Genomic DNA, 18,018 nt, shown 5'->3' with positions numbered 1-18,018 from the left:
TTTAGTGATAGCACTCCTGGTCGTTATCTGCAAGGTAGCTTATTAATAGTGTGATATAGAACGAGGCTAGAACACATCGGTCATACCACTCATGAAGTAAGCTACTCCGGGCTTTCTACGAATTATGTATTAATACTAAAAAAACATAACCATGCAGAGGCTATAAATAACCTTACACTAGATTTTAAATAACAGACAAAAATATCATTTTGATAGTCCATCAGGTTAAATAAGTGATTAGCGATCACAAATAAAAAATATTCTACAGGGAGGGCAGTACCTCCTTCTTTTGTATTACAGCGAAAACGGTAATACCTCTTCCGCCGTACCGACGCAATGGAGGTAAGCAGAAAAAGGCGCGGGAGAGCGTAGGTATTGTCTAAAATATAACCATCTCCCTGCAGAGTGTCGCATCATGAACATCTTCGGTTTTCAGCGTCGCCTGGCGACGCTTTCCGCCTGCCTTCTCACCTTACTGTTTGCCGTCTCAGCCCCGGTATCTTCGACGGAAAAACCGCCGCCGTCGCAAAATGATAAAGCTGAACTGGCTATCAATATGGATCACATCATGCAGCCGCAAAAAGGCGATCTTCCCGACATGATCAACCGACGGGCGATCCGAGTGCTAACGACTTACAGCAAGACGTTCTTTTTTATCGACAAAGGTACCCAACGCGGCGCTACCCACGATCTTTTCATCGCTTTAGAAAAAGATCTCAATAATCAGCTCGCAAAAGAGAAGAAGCTGAAGCAGAAACACCTCAAAGTGCGGATCGTTTTCATCCCGGTCACTCGGGATAACCTGTTCAAAGCGCTAAATGAAGGCAAGGGGGATATCGCCGCCGCCAATCTCACGATTACCTCGTCGCGTCAGGAGCAGGTCGCCTTTACCACCCCGCTCTATAGCGATGTCAAAGAACTGTTGGTATCGGGGCCATCATCGTCCGACGTGAAAAACCTGGAGCAGCTTTCCGGTAAAACCGTGTTTGTCCGCCGCTCCTCCAGCTATTACGAAAGTTTGCAGACGCTTAACGCCCGCTTCGCTAAAGCGTCGCTGCCGCCGGTTATTCTGCAGGAAGCGCCAGAGGCGCTCGAAGATGAGGATCTTCTCGAAATGCTCAATGCCGGCCTGATTCCCCTGATCGTAGTGGATCGCCATAAGGCGCTTTTCTGGAAACAGGTGTTTCCAAAAATTCAGGTGCATGACGACATTGTATTACGGGATGGCGGTAGCATCGCCTGGGCGGTCCGCAAAGATAACCCACAGCTTCTCGCGGTACTGAATAATTTCGTGAAAAATAATCGTCAAGGCAGCACCCTGGGAAACATGATTCTGCTGCGCTACCTGAAAAGCGCGACCTACGTTAAAAACGCCGCAGCCAACAGAGAGCGCGCTAAGTTTTTGCAGATGGTGGAAATTTTTAGAAAATATGGCGAACGCTATGATGTCGACTGGCTGCTGATGGCCGCCCAGGGATATCAGGAATCGCGGCTCAATCAATCGGTACGCAGCCACGTCGGCGCAATCGGCGTGATGCAGGTCATGCCCGCGACCGGCAAGGAATTGAAGGTTGGCGATATCAAAAAAATCGACCCCAACATTCATGCCGGCGTTAAGTATATGCGCTGGATGATCGATCATTACTATGGTGACCAACCGATGACGCCGCTTGATAAGGCGCTGTTTTCGTTTGCTTCTTACAATGCCGGCCCGGCACGCATCGCGCGTCTACGTACGGAAACCCAAAAACGCGGTTTTGACCCAAATATCTGGTTTGGCAACGTCGAGAATCTCGCAGCAGAGAAGATCGGCGCTGAGACGGTGACCTACGTCAGCAATATCTATAAATACTACATTGCGTATCGGCTGATTATGGATGATATCGCCCGTAAACAAAAAGCGACTGCTGCGCCGCTACCCGAGCCAGGAACGGGCAAGCCGCAGCCCGACACAGTTCCGCCAACCGCTCCTGAAGCTTCGGCCCCGGCAACCTGAGAGCCTGAAACGAAAAAGCCCCGAACACTCGGGGCTTTTTGTTGGTTTACTGCATTGGCAGTGCGTTATAAGGAAAGCCTTAGAACGGAATATCGTCGTCGAAGTCCATCGGCGGTTCGTTAGATGGCGCTGCCGGGGCCTGCTGCTGCGGACGAGACTGCGCGCCGCCGCTGAACTGGTTGCCGCCCTGCGGCTGCTGAGGCTGACCCCAACCGCCCTGCTGCTGGCCGCCGCCTGCCGGTGCGCCGCCGCCCTGACGGCCGCCCAGCATCTGCATGGTGCCGCCGACGTTTACCACGATTTCAGTGGTGTATTTGTCCTGACCGGACTGATCGGTCCATTTACGGGTGCGCAGCTGGCCTTCGATATAAACCTGAGAACCTTTACGCAGGTATTCGCCAGCGACTTCCGCCAGTTTGCCGAACAGCACAACGCGGTGCCATTCAGTCTGCTCTTTCATTTCGCCGGTTTGCTTATCGCGCCAGGATTCGGAAGTTGCCAGCGTGAAGTTGGCGACAGCGCCGCCACTTGGCATGTAGCGTACTTCCGGGTCCTGCCCCAGATTACCGACGAGAATCACCTTGTTTACGCCTCTGCTGGCCATGATCGAATCTCCTGAATAATACGTTTTGTATAAGTGTAAACCGGGAATTCTAACACCACAAAGGGGCAATTTGATAGCTGCGAAGCCAATTCCAGAAAACATCCCGCCGCTATGCAATTTTTCACCCTCTTACTGCAGCGCCATTCCAATACTGTATATCCAGACAGGTTAAGTTGTGTCATAATTAGCCGTTTCTGCCGTTTGTCCTTCAAACAAACCAGGCAATCCGTGTATCTACCTACCGGGAAAGGTGAATGGATAAGATCGAAGTTCGGGGCGCCCGCACCCATAATCTCAAAAACATCAACCTCGTCATCCCGCGCGACAAACTCATTGTCGTCACCGGGCTTTCTGGGTCTGGCAAATCCTCACTCGCTTTCGACACCCTGTACGCCGAAGGCCAGCGTCGCTACGTCGAATCGCTCTCCGCCTATGCGCGACAGTTCCTGTCTCTGATGGAGAAACCGGACGTCGATCATATCGAAGGGCTGTCGCCGGCGATTTCTATCGAACAGAAATCGACCTCCCACAACCCGCGTTCGACGGTAGGCACCATTACTGAAATCCACGACTATCTGCGACTGCTGTACGCCCGCGTCGGCGAACCGCGTTGCCCGGACCACGACGTCCCGCTGGCCGCGCAAACCGTCAGCCAGATGGTCGATAACGTGCTCTCACAGCCGGAAGGTCAGCGCCTGATGCTGCTGGCGCCCATTATTAAAGAGCGTAAGGGCGAGCACACCAAAACGCTGGAAAACCTTGCCAGCCAGGGCTACATTCGCGCGCGGATCGATGGCGAAGTCTGCGATCTTTCGGATCCGCCGAAGTTAGAGCTGCAAAAGAAACACACGATCGAAGTGGTTATCGATCGCTTCAAAGTACGTGACGATCTGGCGCAGCGTCTGGCGGAGTCTTTCGAAACCGCGCTGGAGCTCTCAGGCGGCACCGCCATTGTTTCCAACATGGATGACAGTAAAGCGGAAGAACTGCTGTTCTCGGCGAACTTCGCTTGCCCGATTTGCGGCTATAGCATGCGCGAACTGGAGCCGCGTCTGTTCTCCTTCAACAACCCGGCAGGGGCCTGCCCGACCTGCGACGGCCTTGGCGTTCAACAGTATTTCGATCCCGATCGGGTGATTCAGAATCCGGAGCTATCGCTGGCTGGCGGCGCCATCCGCGGCTGGGATCGCCGCAACTTCTACTATTTCCAGATGCTGAAGTCGCTGGCGGATCACTATAAGTTTGATGTCGAAGCGCCCTGGGGCACCCTCAGCGCTAATGTGCAGAAAGTCGTGCTGTACGGTTCAGGTAAAGAGAATATTGAATTCAAATACATGAACGACCGCGGCGACACGTCAGTACGCCGCCATCCGTTTGAAGGCGTGCTGCACAACATGGAGCGCCGTTACAAAGAGACGGAATCCAGCGCGGTGCGCGAGGAGCTGGCGAAATTCATCAGCAACCGTCCGTGCGCCAGCTGCGAAGGCACGCGTCTGCGCCGCGAAGCGCGCCACGTGTTTGTGGAGAACACACCGCTGCCGACCATTTCCGATATGAGCATCGGCCACGCGATGGACTTCTTCAACAACCTGAAGCTGTCCGGACAGCGGGCGCAAATCGCCGAGAAAGTGCTGAAAGAGATTGGCGATCGCCTGAAGTTTCTCGTCAACGTCGGTCTGAACTACCTGACGCTCTCTCGTTCGGCGGAGACGCTCTCCGGCGGTGAAGCGCAGCGTATTCGTCTGGCGAGCCAGATTGGAGCGGGGCTGGTTGGCGTGATGTACGTGCTGGATGAGCCCTCCATCGGCCTGCACCAGCGTGATAACGAACGTCTGCTCGGTACGCTTATCCACCTGCGTAACCTCGGTAACACAGTCATTGTCGTTGAGCATGACGAAGACGCTATTCGCGCCGCCGACCACGTGATCGACATCGGCCCCGGCGCTGGGGTTCACGGCGGCCAGGTGGTGGCCGAAGGGCCGCTGGACGCCATTATGGCGGTACCAGAATCGCTCACCGGGCAGTACATGAGCGGTAAACGCAAAATCGAAGTGCCGAAACAGCGCGTCGCCGCCGATCCGGAAAAAGTGCTGAAACTGACCGGCGCACGGGGCAATAACCTCAAGGATGTGACGCTAACGTTGCCTGTCGGCCTGTTTACCTGCATTACCGGCGTTTCCGGTTCCGGTAAATCAACGCTGATTAACGATACCCTGTTCCCCATCGCCCAGCGCCAGTTGAACGGCGCGACGATTGCCGAGCCTGCGCCGTATCGCGATGTTCAGGGGCTGGAGCACTTCGATAAAGTCATTGATATCGACCAGAGCCCGATTGGCCGTACACCACGTTCAAACCCGGCGACTTACACCGGCGTCTTCACGCCGGTGCGCGAACTGTTCGCCGGAGTACCGGAATCACGTTCACGCGGCTATACGCCGGGCCGCTTCAGTTTTAACGTCCGCGGCGGCCGCTGCGAAGCCTGTCAGGGCGACGGAGTGATCAAGGTTGAGATGCACTTCCTGCCGGATATCTATGTGCCGTGCGACCAGTGCAAAGGCAAACGCTATAACCGCGAAACGCTGGAAATTAAGTACAAAGGCAAAACTATCCACGAAGTGCTGGATATGACCATCGAAGAAGCGCGCGAATTCTTTGATGCCGTGCCGGCGCTGGCGCGTAAGCTGCAAACCCTGATGGATGTTGGTCTGACCTATATTCGTCTCGGCCAGTCGGCAACCACGCTCTCCGGCGGTGAAGCCCAGCGCGTGAAGCTGGCGCGCGAACTCTCCAAGCGCGGTACCGGCCAGACGCTGTATATCCTTGATGAACCGACCACCGGTCTGCATTTCGCCGATATTCAGCAGCTGCTGGACGTGCTGCATCAGCTACGCGATCAGGGCAATACCATCGTGGTCATTGAGCACAACCTCGACGTGATTAAAACCGCCGACTGGATTGTCGACCTCGGCCCGGAAGGCGGTAGCGGCGGTGGGGAAATTCTCGTTTCCGGCACGCCAGAAACCGTTGCCGAATGTGAAGCCTCACACACGGCGCGCTTCCTGAAGCCCTTGCTGAAGTAATCTCTCAGGCCTCTTCCTTCACGGAAGAGGCCTCATTTCATCTCATTTTTTCACGCTGAGACTTCGTGATTTGCCCGGAGCGCTCACTCTGGCGTCTGATAGTCGCTATCGCCCACCGAATGCCGGGAAAACTATGCGAGTACCACACCTCATTCCGTTATTTATCATCGCCGCCGCGCTATGTACGTTAAGCGCCTGCTCATGGGTTGGCCGCTACAGCGATACAGCCTATCAGCAATTGCTCACACTCAAGCAGTTGCATTTGCAGTTCATCGCCACCGCAGCGACGCAGGACGATCAACAATTGAACAAGGAAGATGAACAGATTCGCCAGCAGTTCACGCAGGCGATCGCCCAAGGCGACGCGCTGCGCCAGGAAAATTTCAGGATACTTGAAGGTAACTATTTACGCGTTTACGCCCATCGCCAGATGCTGGGCGCGCCCTTTACCCCTGCCGAAGCGCAATATTTAACGCGGCAGACCATTTATCTCTATCAACAGGCTATCGCTGGCGAATGTCAGCGTACAGGGAGGGAATAATGCCGACAACCATGGAGATTCGCGCGCTGTTGTCCGCTTGCGCGATTGATAGCGCCGAATGGATGCCATTACTGAATAGAGTACTTGGCGATGAGCAGCGCGAAGTACGCGATAGCGCCATCTTTTTGCTACAGGCATTGCAGCAAAAAGCTCAGGGCTGGCTGACCGAAGACGATCTACGGCTACTGCTGGAAGGTCAGCGCGATATTGCCCGCATTCGCGCCAACAACCAGAGCATCGCGCGCCAGGCGCAGCTGCAGGCGACGTTGTTACGGCTGTTCGATATCACGCTGCTGGCGCTGGCTGGCAGGCTATAAGCTAGGCCAACTGCCTCCGCTTATCCTCCGACAGCAGGTCGACCGCCTGTTGATAGGAAGCATCCACCAGGTAGTAAATCTGCGAGTCTGGCAGAGAGCCATCGAGGAAAACCGTGCTCCAGTGAGCTTTATTCAGATGCCTGCTGGGGCGAACATCGCGATGTTGTTCGCGCAGCAGCTCGGCAAGCTCCGGGCTGGTCTTTAACGCAACGGCCGGCCGCTTATCCTCCACCTCTTTCACCATGGCGAATAACACATCCGCGACCTTGATTTGCGTCGCTTTCCAGTCGCTATGAACACTTTGCTCCGCGCCCGGCTTCGCCATGCAGTACTGCAGTAGATCCGATATGGTCATTTTTTATTCTCCCATGAGCGTTGCGACAATATGCCGCGAACCGCCGTGAATACGATGCTCCCCCAGCCAGATCCCCTGCCAGGTCCCTAACATGACGTTGCCGTTCTGCACCGGCAACATCAGGGAAACGCCCAGCAGCGATGATTTAATGTGCGAGGGCATATCATCAGGACCTTCATAATCGTGTTCATACGGCGCGTTGTCTGGTACGGCATTGAGGAAATGCTGTTCCATATCAAAACGGACCGTAGGATCGCAGTTCTCATTCAACGTCAGGGAAGCGGAAGTATGCTGGAGTAACAGATGCAGCAGGCCAACCTTGATATGCGAGAGCTCGCGGATTTGACCAATAAGTTCGTTGGTCACCAGATGGAAACCACGAGATTTCGGGCCTAATGTCAGGGTTTGCTGATGCCACATAAACGACTCCTGTAATGTGTGAATCCTTCTAAGTTTGCAGCAAGAAACGAAAAGGTAAAACCTCAAAGGCTGAAATTCGTACAAAAAAAAGACAGCCTGCGGCTGCCTTCTCGTATTCAGATGCGTTGCGTTTCACACGCCTTAATATTCTGAATTCACAATCACCTCTTCCCCCTGCGACCCGGCCATCGGCAAAGGTTTATAGGAGGAGTTTGCCGCACGCAGCACGCGAATTCCTCGCGCATCGGCATCGCGGGCCGCCGAGATATCGTTGTCAGAGTCGCCGTAGAAGACTTTGATATTCTTCTCGCGTAACCACTGAGTTTTCGTGTTCTGGCCGGGCTTATCGCCGGCAAAAATCACCGGGTTCATGTTAGCACCAGGGATCAGGAAATCATCCTGCAGGGTTTTGGAGACGGTCTCAGTTTTGGTCTGGCTGCGGCCGGTGACGAAGTAGATGCTGTCGCCGCGCTTAATATGCATCGCGATCAGCTGGCGGCCCACTTCTTTCGGCATACTGAACTCATCCCAGCCGTTATTCATCTTTTCCCAGAACTCGGGATTCTTCAGATAGGCTTCGCTGCCGGGAGAATAGGTTTTTTGCCCGCGCCAGAAACCGGGGCTCGAAAACAGCACGGTATCATCGATATCGAAACCCACCGCCATCGGCGCGCGGCCCAGCAGGCTATTTTCGATTTGTGCTACCGATACCCAATGGATCGGCGCCTGTTCGGCGAGTTTCGCAACATTCGTCCCTTCCCAAATGGGCTGTGGAGTGGACGCGCGAGCGACAACGGAGCTATTCAGAGCGAACAACAGACAAGTGGCGCTAATGGCCAAAGTTAACTTACGCATATTTATCCCTATGCCCCTCATGCGCCAGGCCGCTTAGCGGCAACCTGAGTTATTTTGGGTCTAAATAATCGATTCGTTATTATTTTTAATAATGAGTGAGCGCATTAATGTACCAAGACCTTAACGCCTGCCCATATAGATAGAAAGGATTTTCTGCTCAAATGTCATATAAAAAGAGCATGATCACACTTCGGAGGTAATACTACCCTCGCCTTAACGCTGGCGAGGGCAAATTAGTAAGTAAGTACTTACATTACTGCAGCAAACGCCTGAGCGACGCGCTGGACGTTACGCGAGTTAAGTCCCGCCACGCACATCCGGCCGCTGGCAATCAGGTAAACGCCAAACTCTTCGCGTAGACGATCCACCTGTGCCGCGCTCAATCCGGTGTAGCTAAACATGCCGCGCTGCTTCAGCAGGTAGTCAAAGTTTTTGCCGGGAACGGCCTCTTTCAGCGCATCCACCAGCGTCTGACGCATCGCCAGGATGCGGGTACGCATAGCTTCCACTTCCGCCAGCCATGAAGCTTTCAGCGCCGGGTCGTTCAATACTGCCGCCACCACCTGCGCGCCAAAATTAGGCGGGCTGGAGTAGTTACGACGCACCGTCGCTTTCAACTGACCCAGCACGCGGACAGCGGTTTCAGCATCATCGCAGACGATTGACAGGCCGCCGACGCGTTCGCCGTACAACGAGAAGATTTTGGAGAATGAGTTGCTGACCAGCATCGGCAGGCCGGCGCTGGCAATCGCGCGGATAGCGTAGGCATCGTCTTCCATACCGGCGCCAAAGCCCTGATAGGCAATATCGAGGAAAGGAATTAAATTACGTGCTTTCAACACTTTAACGACTTCATCCCACTGAGCGTTGCTCAGATCGGCGCCCGTTGGGTTGTGGCAACATGGATGCAGCAGCACGATATCGCGCTCAGGGAGCGTCTGTAGTTTGGCGAGGAAGGCTTCAAAACGTACGCCGTTGGTCTCATCATCGAACCATGGGTAAGTACTTACTTCGAATCCAGCCCCTTCAAATATGGCGATGTGGTTTTCCCAGGTCGGGTCGCTAACCCATACGCGAGACTGTGGGAAGTAGCGTTTAAGGAAATCGGCGCCAACCTTCAGCGCGCCGGAGCCACCCAGGGTTTGAATTGACGCTACGCGGTTTTGTTTCAGCACCGGATGGTCGGCGCCAAACAGCAGCGGCGCAATGGCGTGGCGGTAGCTATTGAGGCCTTCCATCGGCAAATACAGCGAGGCGCCGTGCGGCTGGGCATTGAGTCGTGCTTCGGCATCCGCCACGGCCTGTAGTTGCGGAATAATGCCGTCTTCGTTGTAGTAAAGACCGATGCTGAGGTTCACTTTGTCACTACGCGGATCTTCTTTGAAACGCTCCATCAAGGAGAGAATGGGGTCGCCGGCGTAGGCGTCAACTTTTTGAAACACGAGATGTATCTCCAGGTTTACGAAAGCAGGTATTTACACAATAAACCGGAAGTTGGGGAAGGTCGAGGGGATGTTGGTAAGTTATCGACAAAGATCGCTGCAAACATGGGCGACGCCGCGCGCCGCCCCTGCTCATTACCCCGATAAGCGTAGCGTAATCGGGGAAATATGCCACTGACCGTAGTTAGTCGAGGTAACGGATAGCCAGCCTGGAGGTCAGGCGAGTGATAAGTTCGTAAGCACTCACTTTCGTTATTTCCGCGATGCGCTCAACGGGGAGTCCTTCTCCCCATAACACAACCGGATCGCCGGCTTGATCCTGCGCCTGAGGGCCGAGGTCAACGCAAATCATATCCATCGCCACGCGGCCGACTATCGGCACTTCGCGGCCGTTGACCAGCACCGGCGTGCCGGAGGGCGCGGCGCGTGGATAGCCATCGCCATAGCCCATCGCCACGACGCCGAGGCGGGTATCGCGCTCGCTAATCCAGGTGCCGCCGTAGCCCACCGGCTCCCCGGCTTTATGCTCGCGCACCGCAATCAGGCTGGAGGTCAGCGACATGACCGGCAGGCAGCCGAAATCCTCACCGGTAGAGTGGTTCTCCAGCGGCGAAACGCCATAGAGAATGATGCCCGGCCGCGCCCAGTCGAAATGCGACTGCGGCCACAGCAGGATCCCGCCCGAGGCGGCAATAGAACGCAGCCCCGGCTTACCTTCGGTAAAGGTGGTGAAAATATCCAGCTGACGCTCGGTCGCGCCGCATTCAGGCTCATCGGCGCGAGCGAAATGGCTGACGATATTCACCGGCTGGCGGACATTTTTGCACCGGCTTAGCCGCTGATAAAACGCTTCGGCCTGTTCCGGCAGTACGCCAAGGCGATGCATACCGGTATCCAGCTTCATCCAGACGGTAACCGGTTCGGCCAGTTCCGCTTGTTCGAGCGCCGCCAGCTGTTCCGGGCTATGTACCACGGTATGCAGGTGCTGCGCGGAAATCAGCGCGAGATCCGCCGCTTCAAAGAAACCTTCCAGCAGCAATATCGGTTGGGTAATACCCCCTTCACGCAGGCGCAGCGCCTCCTCCAGGCGGGCGACGCCGAAGGCATCGGCGTCGGTCAGCGTTCGCGCGGTCTCAAGAAGGCCGTGTCCGTAGGCGTTCGCTTTCACCACCGCAACCAGTTTGCTGGCAGGAGCCAGTTCACGCAGGCGTTGCAGGTTGTGTCGCAGAGCGCGGCGGTTGATAACTACAGTTGCCGCTTGCATTTGAATTCCTTAAAAAAAGACTGACAGAGGTTTACTCATCGTCATACTGAGGGCCGGCATAATTATCGAAACGCGACCACTGGCCGTTAAAGGTCAGTCGTACTGTACCGATCGGGCCGTTACGTTGTTTACCAATGATAATTTCAGCAATACCTTTTAAATCGCTGTTCTCGTGATAAACCTCATCACGGTAGATGAACATGATTAAGTCGGCATCCTGTTCAATAGAGCCGGATTCACGCAGGTCGGAGTTGACCGGGCGTTTATCGGCGCGCTGTTCCAGAGAGCGGTTCAGCTGCGACAGCGCCACCACCGGCACCTGCAACTCTTTTGCCAGCGCCTTCAGCGAGCGGGAGATTTCGGCGATCTCCAGAGTACGGTTGTCGGAGAGCGACGGTACGCGCATCAGCTGCAGGTAGTCGATCATGATAAGGCCGATACCGCCGTGCTCGCGGGCGATACGTCGGGCGCGCGAACGCACTTCCGTCGGCGTCAGGCCGGAGGAATCATCAATATAAATGTTCCGTTTTTCCAGCAAGATACCCATAGTGCCGGAGATACGCGCCCAGTCTTCATCGTCCAGTTGGCCGGTACGGATACGAGTCTGATCGACGCGCGATAGCGAGGCCAGAGAACGCATCATGATCTGCTCGGAGGGCATCTCCAGACTGAATATCAATACCGGCTTATCCTGCAACATCGCCGCGTTTTCCACGAGGTTCATCGCAAATGTCGTCTTACCCATCGAAGGACGCGCGGCGACGATAATCAGATCCGAAGGCTGTAGCCCAGCGGTCTTTTTGTTGAGGTCGTCATAGCCGGTATTCACCCCGGTGACGCCATCGTGCGGCTGTTGGAACAGCTGCTCAATACGGGCGACGGTGGCATCGAGCACATCGGCGATGTTCTTCGGCCCTTCATCTTTGTTGGCGCGGCTTTCGGCAATTTTAAATACCCGCGATTCCGCCAGATCCAGCAGATCCTCGCTGGTGCGCCCCTGGGGGTCGAAACCGGCTTCGGCGATTTCGTTGGCCACCGAAATCATTTCACGCACCACCGCGCGTTCGCGCACGATGTCGGCATAGGCGCTGATGTTCGCCGCGCTTGGCGTATTTTTGGAGAGTTCGGCCAGATAGGCGAAGCCGCCGACGCTATCCAGTTGCCCCTGACGCTCCAGCGACTCCGCGAGGGTGATCAGGTCAATCGGGCTACCTGACTCTTGCAGACGCGCCATCTCGGTAAAGATATGACGATGCGGACGGGTATAGAAATCTTCCGACACCACCCTTTCGGCGACGTCGTCCCAGCGCTCGTTATCCAGCATTAAACCGCCCAACACCGACTGTTCCGCTTCAATCGAGTGCGGCGGGACTTTCAACCCGGCGAGCTGCGGATCGCGTTCGCGAGGTTCTGTCTGTGGTTTGTTGAAGGGTTTATTTCCTGCCATAGTGAATGGAGTTACCTGTAAATGAGAGACACAAAATTATAAAGGAGTTCACATGGCAACACGAATTGAATTTCCCGCGCATGGAGGCCCCGAGGTGCTGCATGCGGTCGAGTTTACCCCCAACGATCCTGCCGAGCACGAAATCCAGGTAGAAAATAAAGCTATCGGTATCAACTACATCGACACCTACATCCGCAGCGGCCTGTATCCGCCGCCCTCGCTGCCGAGCGGTTTGGGCACCGAAGCCGCCGGTATCGTCAGTAAAATCGGCAGCGGCGTTAAACATATCAAGGTTGGCGATCGGGTGGTGTACGCCCAGGCCGCGCTTGGCGCTTATAGCTCGGTGCATAACGTGCATGCCGATAAAGCGGCGATTTTACCGAATGCGATTTCCTTTGAGCAGGCCGCCGCCTCGTTTCTGAAAGGATTGACCGTCTGGTATCTGCTGCGCAAAACCTATGAAATAAAAGCCAACGAGACCTTCCTGTTCCACGCGGCGGCGGGCGGCGTGGGGCTGATTGCCTGCCAGTGGGCGAAAGCGCTGGGGGCGAAACTTATCGGCACCGTCGGCAGCGAGCAAAAAGCGCAGCGCGCCCGGCAGGCCGGCGCCTGGGAAACCATTAACTACCGCGAAGAGAATATTGCCGAGCGCGTCAAGGCGCTGACCGGCGGCAAAAAAGTCGCCGTGGTTTACGATTCCGTAGGTAAAGATACCTGGGAGGCCTCGCTCGATTGTCTTCAGCGGCGTGGGCTGATGGTCAGCTTCGGCAATTCATCTGGCCCGGTAACCGGCGTGAATTTGGGTATCCTCAATCAGAAAGGCTCACTCTATGTGACCCGCCCTTCTCTGCAAGGCTACATCACCAACCGGGAAGAGCTGACGGAAGCCAGCAACGAGCTATTTTCGCTGATCGCCAGCGGCGTGATCAAAGTCGATGTGGCGGATAATCAGAAATACGCCCTGCGTGACGCCCGGCGCGCGCATGAGATTCTGGAAAGCCGGGTGACCGAGGGGTCGAGCCTGCTGCTGCCGTAACGGGGTGAGATCGCCAGAAAAGTTTAGGGCCTCCTGACGGAGGCCCTGACTTTTTTTGTTCGGCTGTATGTAGGGTACAGCGCGATGAATTCGTTATCGCGCTAATAGTGACAGATTTAATACGCAATGCCTACGCTGTTTTATGCAAAATTACTCAGGTTGTGACATACCGCTCAATACCCAAAATGTTGGCTTAATAGCGCCAGCGATCTTCACGACGATAGCGGGTGGTCGTCGGCGATTTCATCGCCCGAATGACCCATACGACAGCCACCGCCAGCAGCAGCCAGGGTAGCAGCTTAAACATTAATGCAAACAGGCCGCCGAAGAACATCAACGCCGTGGCGACAACCAGCGCGGCAATAATGCCAAGCAGCGAGATGCCGGTGACCAGCAACATGACAAAAAAGCCAATAACAAATAAGAGTTCCAGCATGGTCTTCTCCCGAAAAAATAACCAGATAGCTGATTAGCTATTTCAAGAGTCATCTTCAAGAATCATGCCAGGTATAACTCATTGAATTAAAACAAAACGCCCTGCAGAAATAGCGCAGGGCGTGGCGAAAAAGACCAGGTTTTAGCGAAAAAATTAACGCTTATCGGCAACCAGCTTCAGCGCGTGCTCCAGCACGTTGATATCGGCGCCCGCTTTGTGGGCGTTTTCGCTGAGATAGCGGCGCCACTGACGCGCGCCGGGGATCCCCTGGAACAATCCCAGCATATGGCGGGTGATATGACCCAGATAGGTACCGTTGCTGAGCTCACGCTCGATATAGGGGTACATTGCGCGCACCACCGCCACCGGATCGGCATCCGCGCCGTTGACGCCGAAAATCTCACGATCCACCGAAGCCAGAATGCCCGGATTTTGATAGGCTTCACGCCCCACCATCACGCCATCCATGTGCTCAAGTTGCAGTTTGGCCTCTGCCAGAGATTTAATTCCGCCGTTAATCGCCATCGTCAGATGCGGGAAATCACGTTTTAGTTGCCAGACGCGCGGATAATCCAGCGGCGGGATTTCACGGTTCTCTTTCGGGCTCAGGCCGGAAAGCCAGGCTTTACGGGCGTGAATGATGAACATTTCACACTCCCCTTTGCCGGAGACGGTCTCAATGAAATCACACAGGAATTCATAGCTATCCCGATCGTCAATGCCAATACGGGTTTTTACCGTTACCGGGATCGACACCACGTCGCGCATCGCTTTGATGCAGTCCGCCACCAGCGCGGCATTACCCATCAGACAAGCGCCAAACATCCCGTTCTGCACGCGGTCAGAGGGGCAACCGACATTGAGGTTAATCTCATCATAGCCGCGCGCCTCGGCGAGCTTCGCGCATTGCGCCAACGCCGCAGGATCGCTACCGCCCAGCTGCAGCGCTACCGGATGTTCTTCCTCGCTATAGGCCAGATAGTCGCCTTTACCGTGAATAATCGCGCCGGTGGTGACCATTTCGGTATACAACAGAGTATGGCGCGACAGCAGACGCAGGAAGTAGCGGCAATGTCTGTCGGTCCAATCGAGCATGGGCGCGATAGAAAAACGGTGGGCGGCAAAAGCGGTAGACGTGGATTCTGGCATCATGGCGAATAAATAAGCATCCGGGTAAAAAGGGGCGCTACTATAGCACAAACACAAACCACGGCGCATAGCGTCGAACGCCACGCGCCATGGTCAAAATGTTGCCTATATTTTACGCGGTTTACCGTCGTGCGGGCCAAAGAACTGCGGAGGGTGATCCACCCAACGGTCCTGGCGAGTCGCTGCATAGCCCGGGTTCAGCGGATAGTAAATACGGTTGTGCTTTTTATTTGCCTCGCCAACGACCAGCAGTCGCACCTCCTGCTCGGTATTATTCAGGAAGGTATGACATACGCCAGTTCCCGCCGGAAAGCCGACGCTATCGCCCGGTTCCAGCTTCCATAGATAGCCATTGATCCAGACTTCCGGAAAGCCTTCCAGCACGTAGATGAATTCTTCTTCATCGCTTTCCGCGTGCGGATAAGAGGTTCTACGTCCCGGCGGTAAACGTTCATGATGGATGCCCAGCCGATTTAGCCGTAGGCCGCGGGCAAGAGGCGCGCCAATAGAAAAAAGCTCGTGACTATCGGGGTAGGTGGAATCATCCGCACCTTCCAGTTCGCGCCAATGTCGAATGCAATCAGGTCGTTTCATCGTTTTCTCCCGAAAATGAGATACATCAGGTATAGCAAAGCTTGCAGGTTCTCGGCGTTTTACCTGGTTCGTGATAAAGTAACAGTTTCAACATCACGCAACCAGAGGATGCTCATGGATAACACCACTTCGCAAGAAATGTTAGCGCAGGCTGAAAAGCTTTGCGTGCAACGTGGCGTACGCCTGACCCCGCAGCGTCTGGAAGTGTTGCGTCTGATGAGCCTGCAGCAAGGGGCGATTAGCGCCTACGATCTGCTGGATCTGCTGCGTGAAAAAGAGCCGCAGGCGAAGCCGCCGACGGTCTATCGCGCGCTGGAGTTTCTGCTGGAGCAAGGTTTTGTGCACAAAGTTGAATCGACCAACAGCTATGTGCTGTGCCACCTTTTCGATCAGCCAACCCACAGTTCGGCGATGTTTATCTGCGATCGCTGCGGCGTGGTCAAAGAAGAGTGTGCGGAAGGCGTAGAAGATATTATGCATACGCTGGCGGCCAGAATGGGCTTCGCTCTACGGCATAATGTGATTGAAGCGCATGGCCTGTGCGCGGCCTGCGTGGAAGTCGAAGCCTGCAGTACTCGCGAACACTGCCATCACGATCATACCATCCAGATTAAAAAGAAAGCCCGCTGAGTCGGGCGACATCAGCGGGAAGCTACGGCATATCACTATGCCGTTAGACAGGCATAAACAGGGGGTCAAAACCGCGTTCGCTACCAGCGCGTATCGTTCTTACGCTCCCAGTCAGACACCTCTTTTTCGGCCTGATCTTTGGCATAGCCGTAGCGTTCCTGAATTTTACCGACCAACTGGTCGCGCTTCCCTTCGATGACCGTCATATCGTCATCGGTCAGCTTACCCCACTGTTCCTTGGCTTTACCTTTCAACTGTTTCCAGTTACCGCTGATTTCGTCTTTATTCATCATTACGTCCTCATCATTCGGTGGGTTAACAGCCCGTTTTGTTCCGGACATGGTAATAACTATAGATGACAATGCTGGCACCGATTCGTTATTCGGAATTTTTAACCATCAGGTCGATTGAAAACGCTGGGGGGATTTTCCCGGCTCGCGCTACGCTGAGCCGGGCTTTTTACATTCAGGAGGGTGAGTTAAACCAGGTGCCACGCTGCCAGTGGCGGCGCCAGATGAGCGCCAGCGAAAGCCCACGCAAAGCCAGGAACACGGCCAGCGCCAGCCACAGGCCGTGATTGCCGAGCACGGGCACAGAGAGCAACATCACCGCAAACCCCGCAGCGGCTACCGCCATGCTATTACGCATCTCCGCGCCGCGCGTCGCGCCGATAAACATGCCATCCAGCAGATAACACCAGACGCCAATCACCGGCAGGATCATCTGCCAGAACAGATAGCGGTCGGCCAGCTGCTGCAATGATGGGATAGAGGTCAATAGCGCGATGATATGCTCACCGGCCACGCTGTAGATTAACGCGAACGCCAGCGCGACCATTCCCGACTGCCGACAGGCCGCGCGCCAGACTTCCAGCAGTTGGCTACCGTCACGCGCGCCGTAAGCCTGTCCGGAATGGGCTTCGACGGCATAGGCAAAACCGTCCAGCGCGTAAGCGGTAAAGGTCAGCATGGTCATCAGTACCGCATTGACCGCCACCACGTCGCTGCCCAGACGGGCGCCGAAGACGGTGATGGCGCCAAAACAGAGCTGCAGTAGCAGCGAACGCAGCATGATGTCGCGATTAAGCGCCAGCAGGCGCCGCATATTGCCGCGCCAGGCTTCCTTCAACATGGCAAGCGTCACGCCGCGCAGCGCCAGCACCCGTTTCGCCATCAGCAGGCCGATGATAAAGGTAGCGTATTCCGACAGCGCCGTCGCCAGTGCCGCCCCCTGCACGTTCATATGCAGCCCCATTACCAGCCACAGATCGAGCACGATATTCAGCAAGTTACCGACCACCAACAGGATCACCGGGGCGCGAGCGTACTGGACGCCAAGCAGCCACCCTAACAGCACCAGGTTAGCTAACGACGCCGGGGCGCTGAGCCAGCGAATTTCGAGGAACCGTCTGGCCTGCTCCAGTACCGCCTCGCTCCCGCCGACGATATGTAGCGCGAGGTCAATGAGCGGCATGCGGAACAGAACAATGAGCAGCCCGGCGGCCAGCGCCAGGATCAGCGGTTGCACCAGAGCGCGCGCCAGCCGCTGCGGATCTTTGGCGCCGTAGGCCTGAGCGGTTAAGCCAGTGGTGCTCATTCGCAGGAACAACAGCAGCATAAAGAGGAAACTGGTGGCCGTTGCGCCGACGGCGACGCCACCAAGGTATACGGGGCTATCAAGATGGCCGACAACGGCGGTATCGACCAGCCCCAACAGCGGAACGGTAATGTTCGAGAAAATCATCGGTAGCGCGAGGCGCCACAGTGCTTTATCGGCGGCGTTGAGCAGCATGAAGAGGGACCAGACAGAGGAGGAACATCGCAGCGTCATGCATCATGATGACGCTGCGTTA

18 protein-coding genes are annotated in these 18,018 nt (G+C 55.4%); 6 read left to right on the top strand and 12 right to left on the bottom strand.

What is annotated here, in order from left to right; all coding sequences use genetic code 11:
- Positions 1 to 415 precede the first annotated feature (415 nt).
- Positions 416 to 1,996 carry a lytic transglycosylase F gene (locus ABLU86_RS21315; protein ID WP_348796318.1) on the top strand — a complete coding sequence of 527 codons (1,581 nt, stop codon included), beginning with the start codon at positions 416 to 418 and terminating at the stop codon, positions 1,994 to 1,996.
- Positions 1,997 to 2,075: 79 nt separating this feature from the next.
- On the opposite strand, the gene ssb1 is transcribed toward ABLU86_RS21315, so the two are convergent.
- The gene (gene ssb1 / locus ABLU86_RS21310; protein ID WP_015368746.1) at positions 2,076 to 2,600 is read right to left on the bottom strand and encodes a single-stranded DNA-binding protein SSB1; all 525 of its coding nucleotides are present in this window, start codon (positions 2,598 to 2,600) and stop codon (positions 2,076 to 2,078) included.
- A gap of 254 nt (positions 2,601 to 2,854) precedes the next feature.
- Here ssb1 and uvrA point away from each other — a divergent pair, with 254 nt between their 5' ends.
- The 3 genes from uvrA to ABLU86_RS21295 all read left to right on the top strand — a co-directional run bounded on the left by uvrA (position 2,855) and on the right by ABLU86_RS21295 (position 6,538).
- Entirely contained in the window at positions 2,855 to 5,680 is a 2,826-nt protein-coding gene (gene uvrA / locus ABLU86_RS21305; RefSeq protein WP_015368747.1) for an excinuclease ABC subunit UvrA, read from the top strand.
- Positions 5,681 to 5,813: 133 nt separating this feature from the next.
- Positions 5,814 to 6,221, top strand: a complete 408-nt coding sequence (locus ABLU86_RS21300; protein WP_348796319.1) for a hypothetical protein — start codon at positions 5,814 to 5,816, stop codon at positions 6,219 to 6,221.
- Positions 6,221 to 6,538, top strand: coding sequence for a hypothetical protein (locus tag ABLU86_RS21295; protein WP_125992625.1), 318 nt, complete (start codon positions 6,221 to 6,223; stop codon positions 6,536 to 6,538). Before ABLU86_RS21300 ends, ABLU86_RS21295 begins: the two co-directional genes overlap by 1 nt.
- A gap of 1 nt (position 6,539) precedes the next feature.
- Here ABLU86_RS21295 and ABLU86_RS21290 read toward each other — a convergent pair whose 3' ends face one another.
- From ABLU86_RS21290 to dnaB, 6 genes are all read right to left on the bottom strand, one after another.
- Complete coding sequence (locus ABLU86_RS21290) at positions 6,540 to 6,893, bottom strand: MmcQ/YjbR family DNA-binding protein (protein ID WP_020079872.1); 354 nt, start codon at positions 6,891 to 6,893, stop codon at positions 6,540 to 6,542.
- 3 nt (positions 6,894 to 6,896) lie between these two features.
- Positions 6,897 to 7,313: a secondary thiamine-phosphate synthase enzyme YjbQ gene (locus tag ABLU86_RS21285; protein WP_221914602.1), complete on the bottom strand. Its 417-nt coding sequence runs from the start codon at positions 7,311 to 7,313 to the stop codon at positions 6,897 to 6,899.
- A 141-nt stretch (positions 7,314 to 7,454) separates the two neighbouring features.
- Positions 7,455 to 8,168 carry an acid phosphatase AphA gene (gene aphA, locus ABLU86_RS21280; protein ID WP_015368752.1) on the bottom strand — a complete coding sequence of 238 codons (714 nt, stop codon included), beginning with the start codon at positions 8,166 to 8,168 and terminating at the stop codon, positions 7,455 to 7,457.
- A 248-nt stretch (positions 8,169 to 8,416) separates the two neighbouring features.
- A complete protein-coding gene (tyrB, locus tag ABLU86_RS21275; protein WP_320896208.1) occupies positions 8,417 to 9,610 on the bottom strand; it encodes an aromatic amino acid transaminase in 1,194 nt (397 codons plus the stop codon).
- Positions 9,611 to 9,794: 184 nt separating this feature from the next.
- The gene (alr, locus tag ABLU86_RS21270) at positions 9,795 to 10,874 is read right to left on the bottom strand and encodes an alanine racemase (protein ID WP_020079873.1); all 1,080 of its coding nucleotides are present in this window, start codon (positions 10,872 to 10,874) and stop codon (positions 9,795 to 9,797) included.
- Between the two features lie 31 nt (positions 10,875 to 10,905).
- Positions 10,906 to 12,321, bottom strand: coding sequence for a replicative DNA helicase (gene dnaB, locus ABLU86_RS21265; protein WP_015368755.1), 1,416 nt, complete (start codon positions 12,319 to 12,321; stop codon positions 10,906 to 10,908).
- 52 nt (positions 12,322 to 12,373) lie between these two features.
- Between dnaB and ABLU86_RS21260 the strand changes: the two genes are divergently transcribed.
- Positions 12,374 to 13,357, top strand: a complete 984-nt coding sequence (locus ABLU86_RS21260; RefSeq protein WP_015704044.1) for a quinone oxidoreductase — start codon at positions 12,374 to 12,376, stop codon at positions 13,355 to 13,357.
- A 193-nt stretch (positions 13,358 to 13,550) separates the two neighbouring features.
- Here the strand turns inward: ABLU86_RS21260 and pspG are convergent, their stop codons facing one another.
- The 3 genes from pspG to ABLU86_RS21245 form a co-directional block, all read right to left on the bottom strand.
- On the bottom strand, positions 13,551 to 13,793 hold the full coding sequence (gene pspG, locus ABLU86_RS21255) for an envelope stress response protein PspG (protein WP_015368757.1): 243 nt from the start codon (positions 13,791 to 13,793) through the stop codon (positions 13,551 to 13,553).
- A gap of 153 nt (positions 13,794 to 13,946) precedes the next feature.
- Positions 13,947 to 14,945 (bottom strand): tRNA dihydrouridine(20/20a) synthase DusA, encoded by a 999-nt coding sequence (gene dusA, locus ABLU86_RS21250; protein ID WP_080709064.1) that lies wholly within the window; start codon positions 14,943 to 14,945, stop codon positions 13,947 to 13,949.
- A 102-nt stretch (positions 14,946 to 15,047) separates the two neighbouring features.
- The gene (locus ABLU86_RS21245; protein WP_015368759.1) at positions 15,048 to 15,536 is read right to left on the bottom strand and encodes a cupin domain-containing protein; all 489 of its coding nucleotides are present in this window, start codon (positions 15,534 to 15,536) and stop codon (positions 15,048 to 15,050) included.
- Between the two features lie 114 nt (positions 15,537 to 15,650).
- Between ABLU86_RS21245 and zur the strand changes: the two genes are divergently transcribed.
- A complete protein-coding gene (gene zur, locus ABLU86_RS21240; protein ID WP_015368760.1) occupies positions 15,651 to 16,166 on the top strand; it encodes a zinc uptake transcriptional repressor Zur in 516 nt (171 codons plus the stop codon).
- A gap of 80 nt (positions 16,167 to 16,246) precedes the next feature.
- Here the strand turns inward: zur and ABLU86_RS21235 are convergent, their stop codons facing one another.
- Positions 16,247 to 16,456 (bottom strand): CsbD family protein, encoded by a 210-nt coding sequence (locus ABLU86_RS21235; RefSeq protein WP_015704042.1) that lies wholly within the window; start codon positions 16,454 to 16,456, stop codon positions 16,247 to 16,249.
- Positions 16,457 to 16,631: 175 nt separating this feature from the next.
- Entirely contained in the window at positions 16,632 to 17,957 is a 1,326-nt protein-coding gene (dinF, locus tag ABLU86_RS21230; RefSeq protein WP_047037043.1) for an MATE family efflux transporter DinF, read from the bottom strand.
- Positions 17,958 to 18,018 lie beyond the last annotated feature (61 nt).

The organism is Klebsiella sp. JN_Kp121, from assembly GCF_040062145.1.
GTDB classification, from domain to species: Bacteria; Pseudomonadota; Gammaproteobacteria; order Enterobacterales; family Enterobacteriaceae; genus Klebsiella; species Klebsiella aerogenes.
Note: the sequence above shows the minus strand (reverse complement) of the source record. Positions and strands in the feature narration are given on the sequence as shown.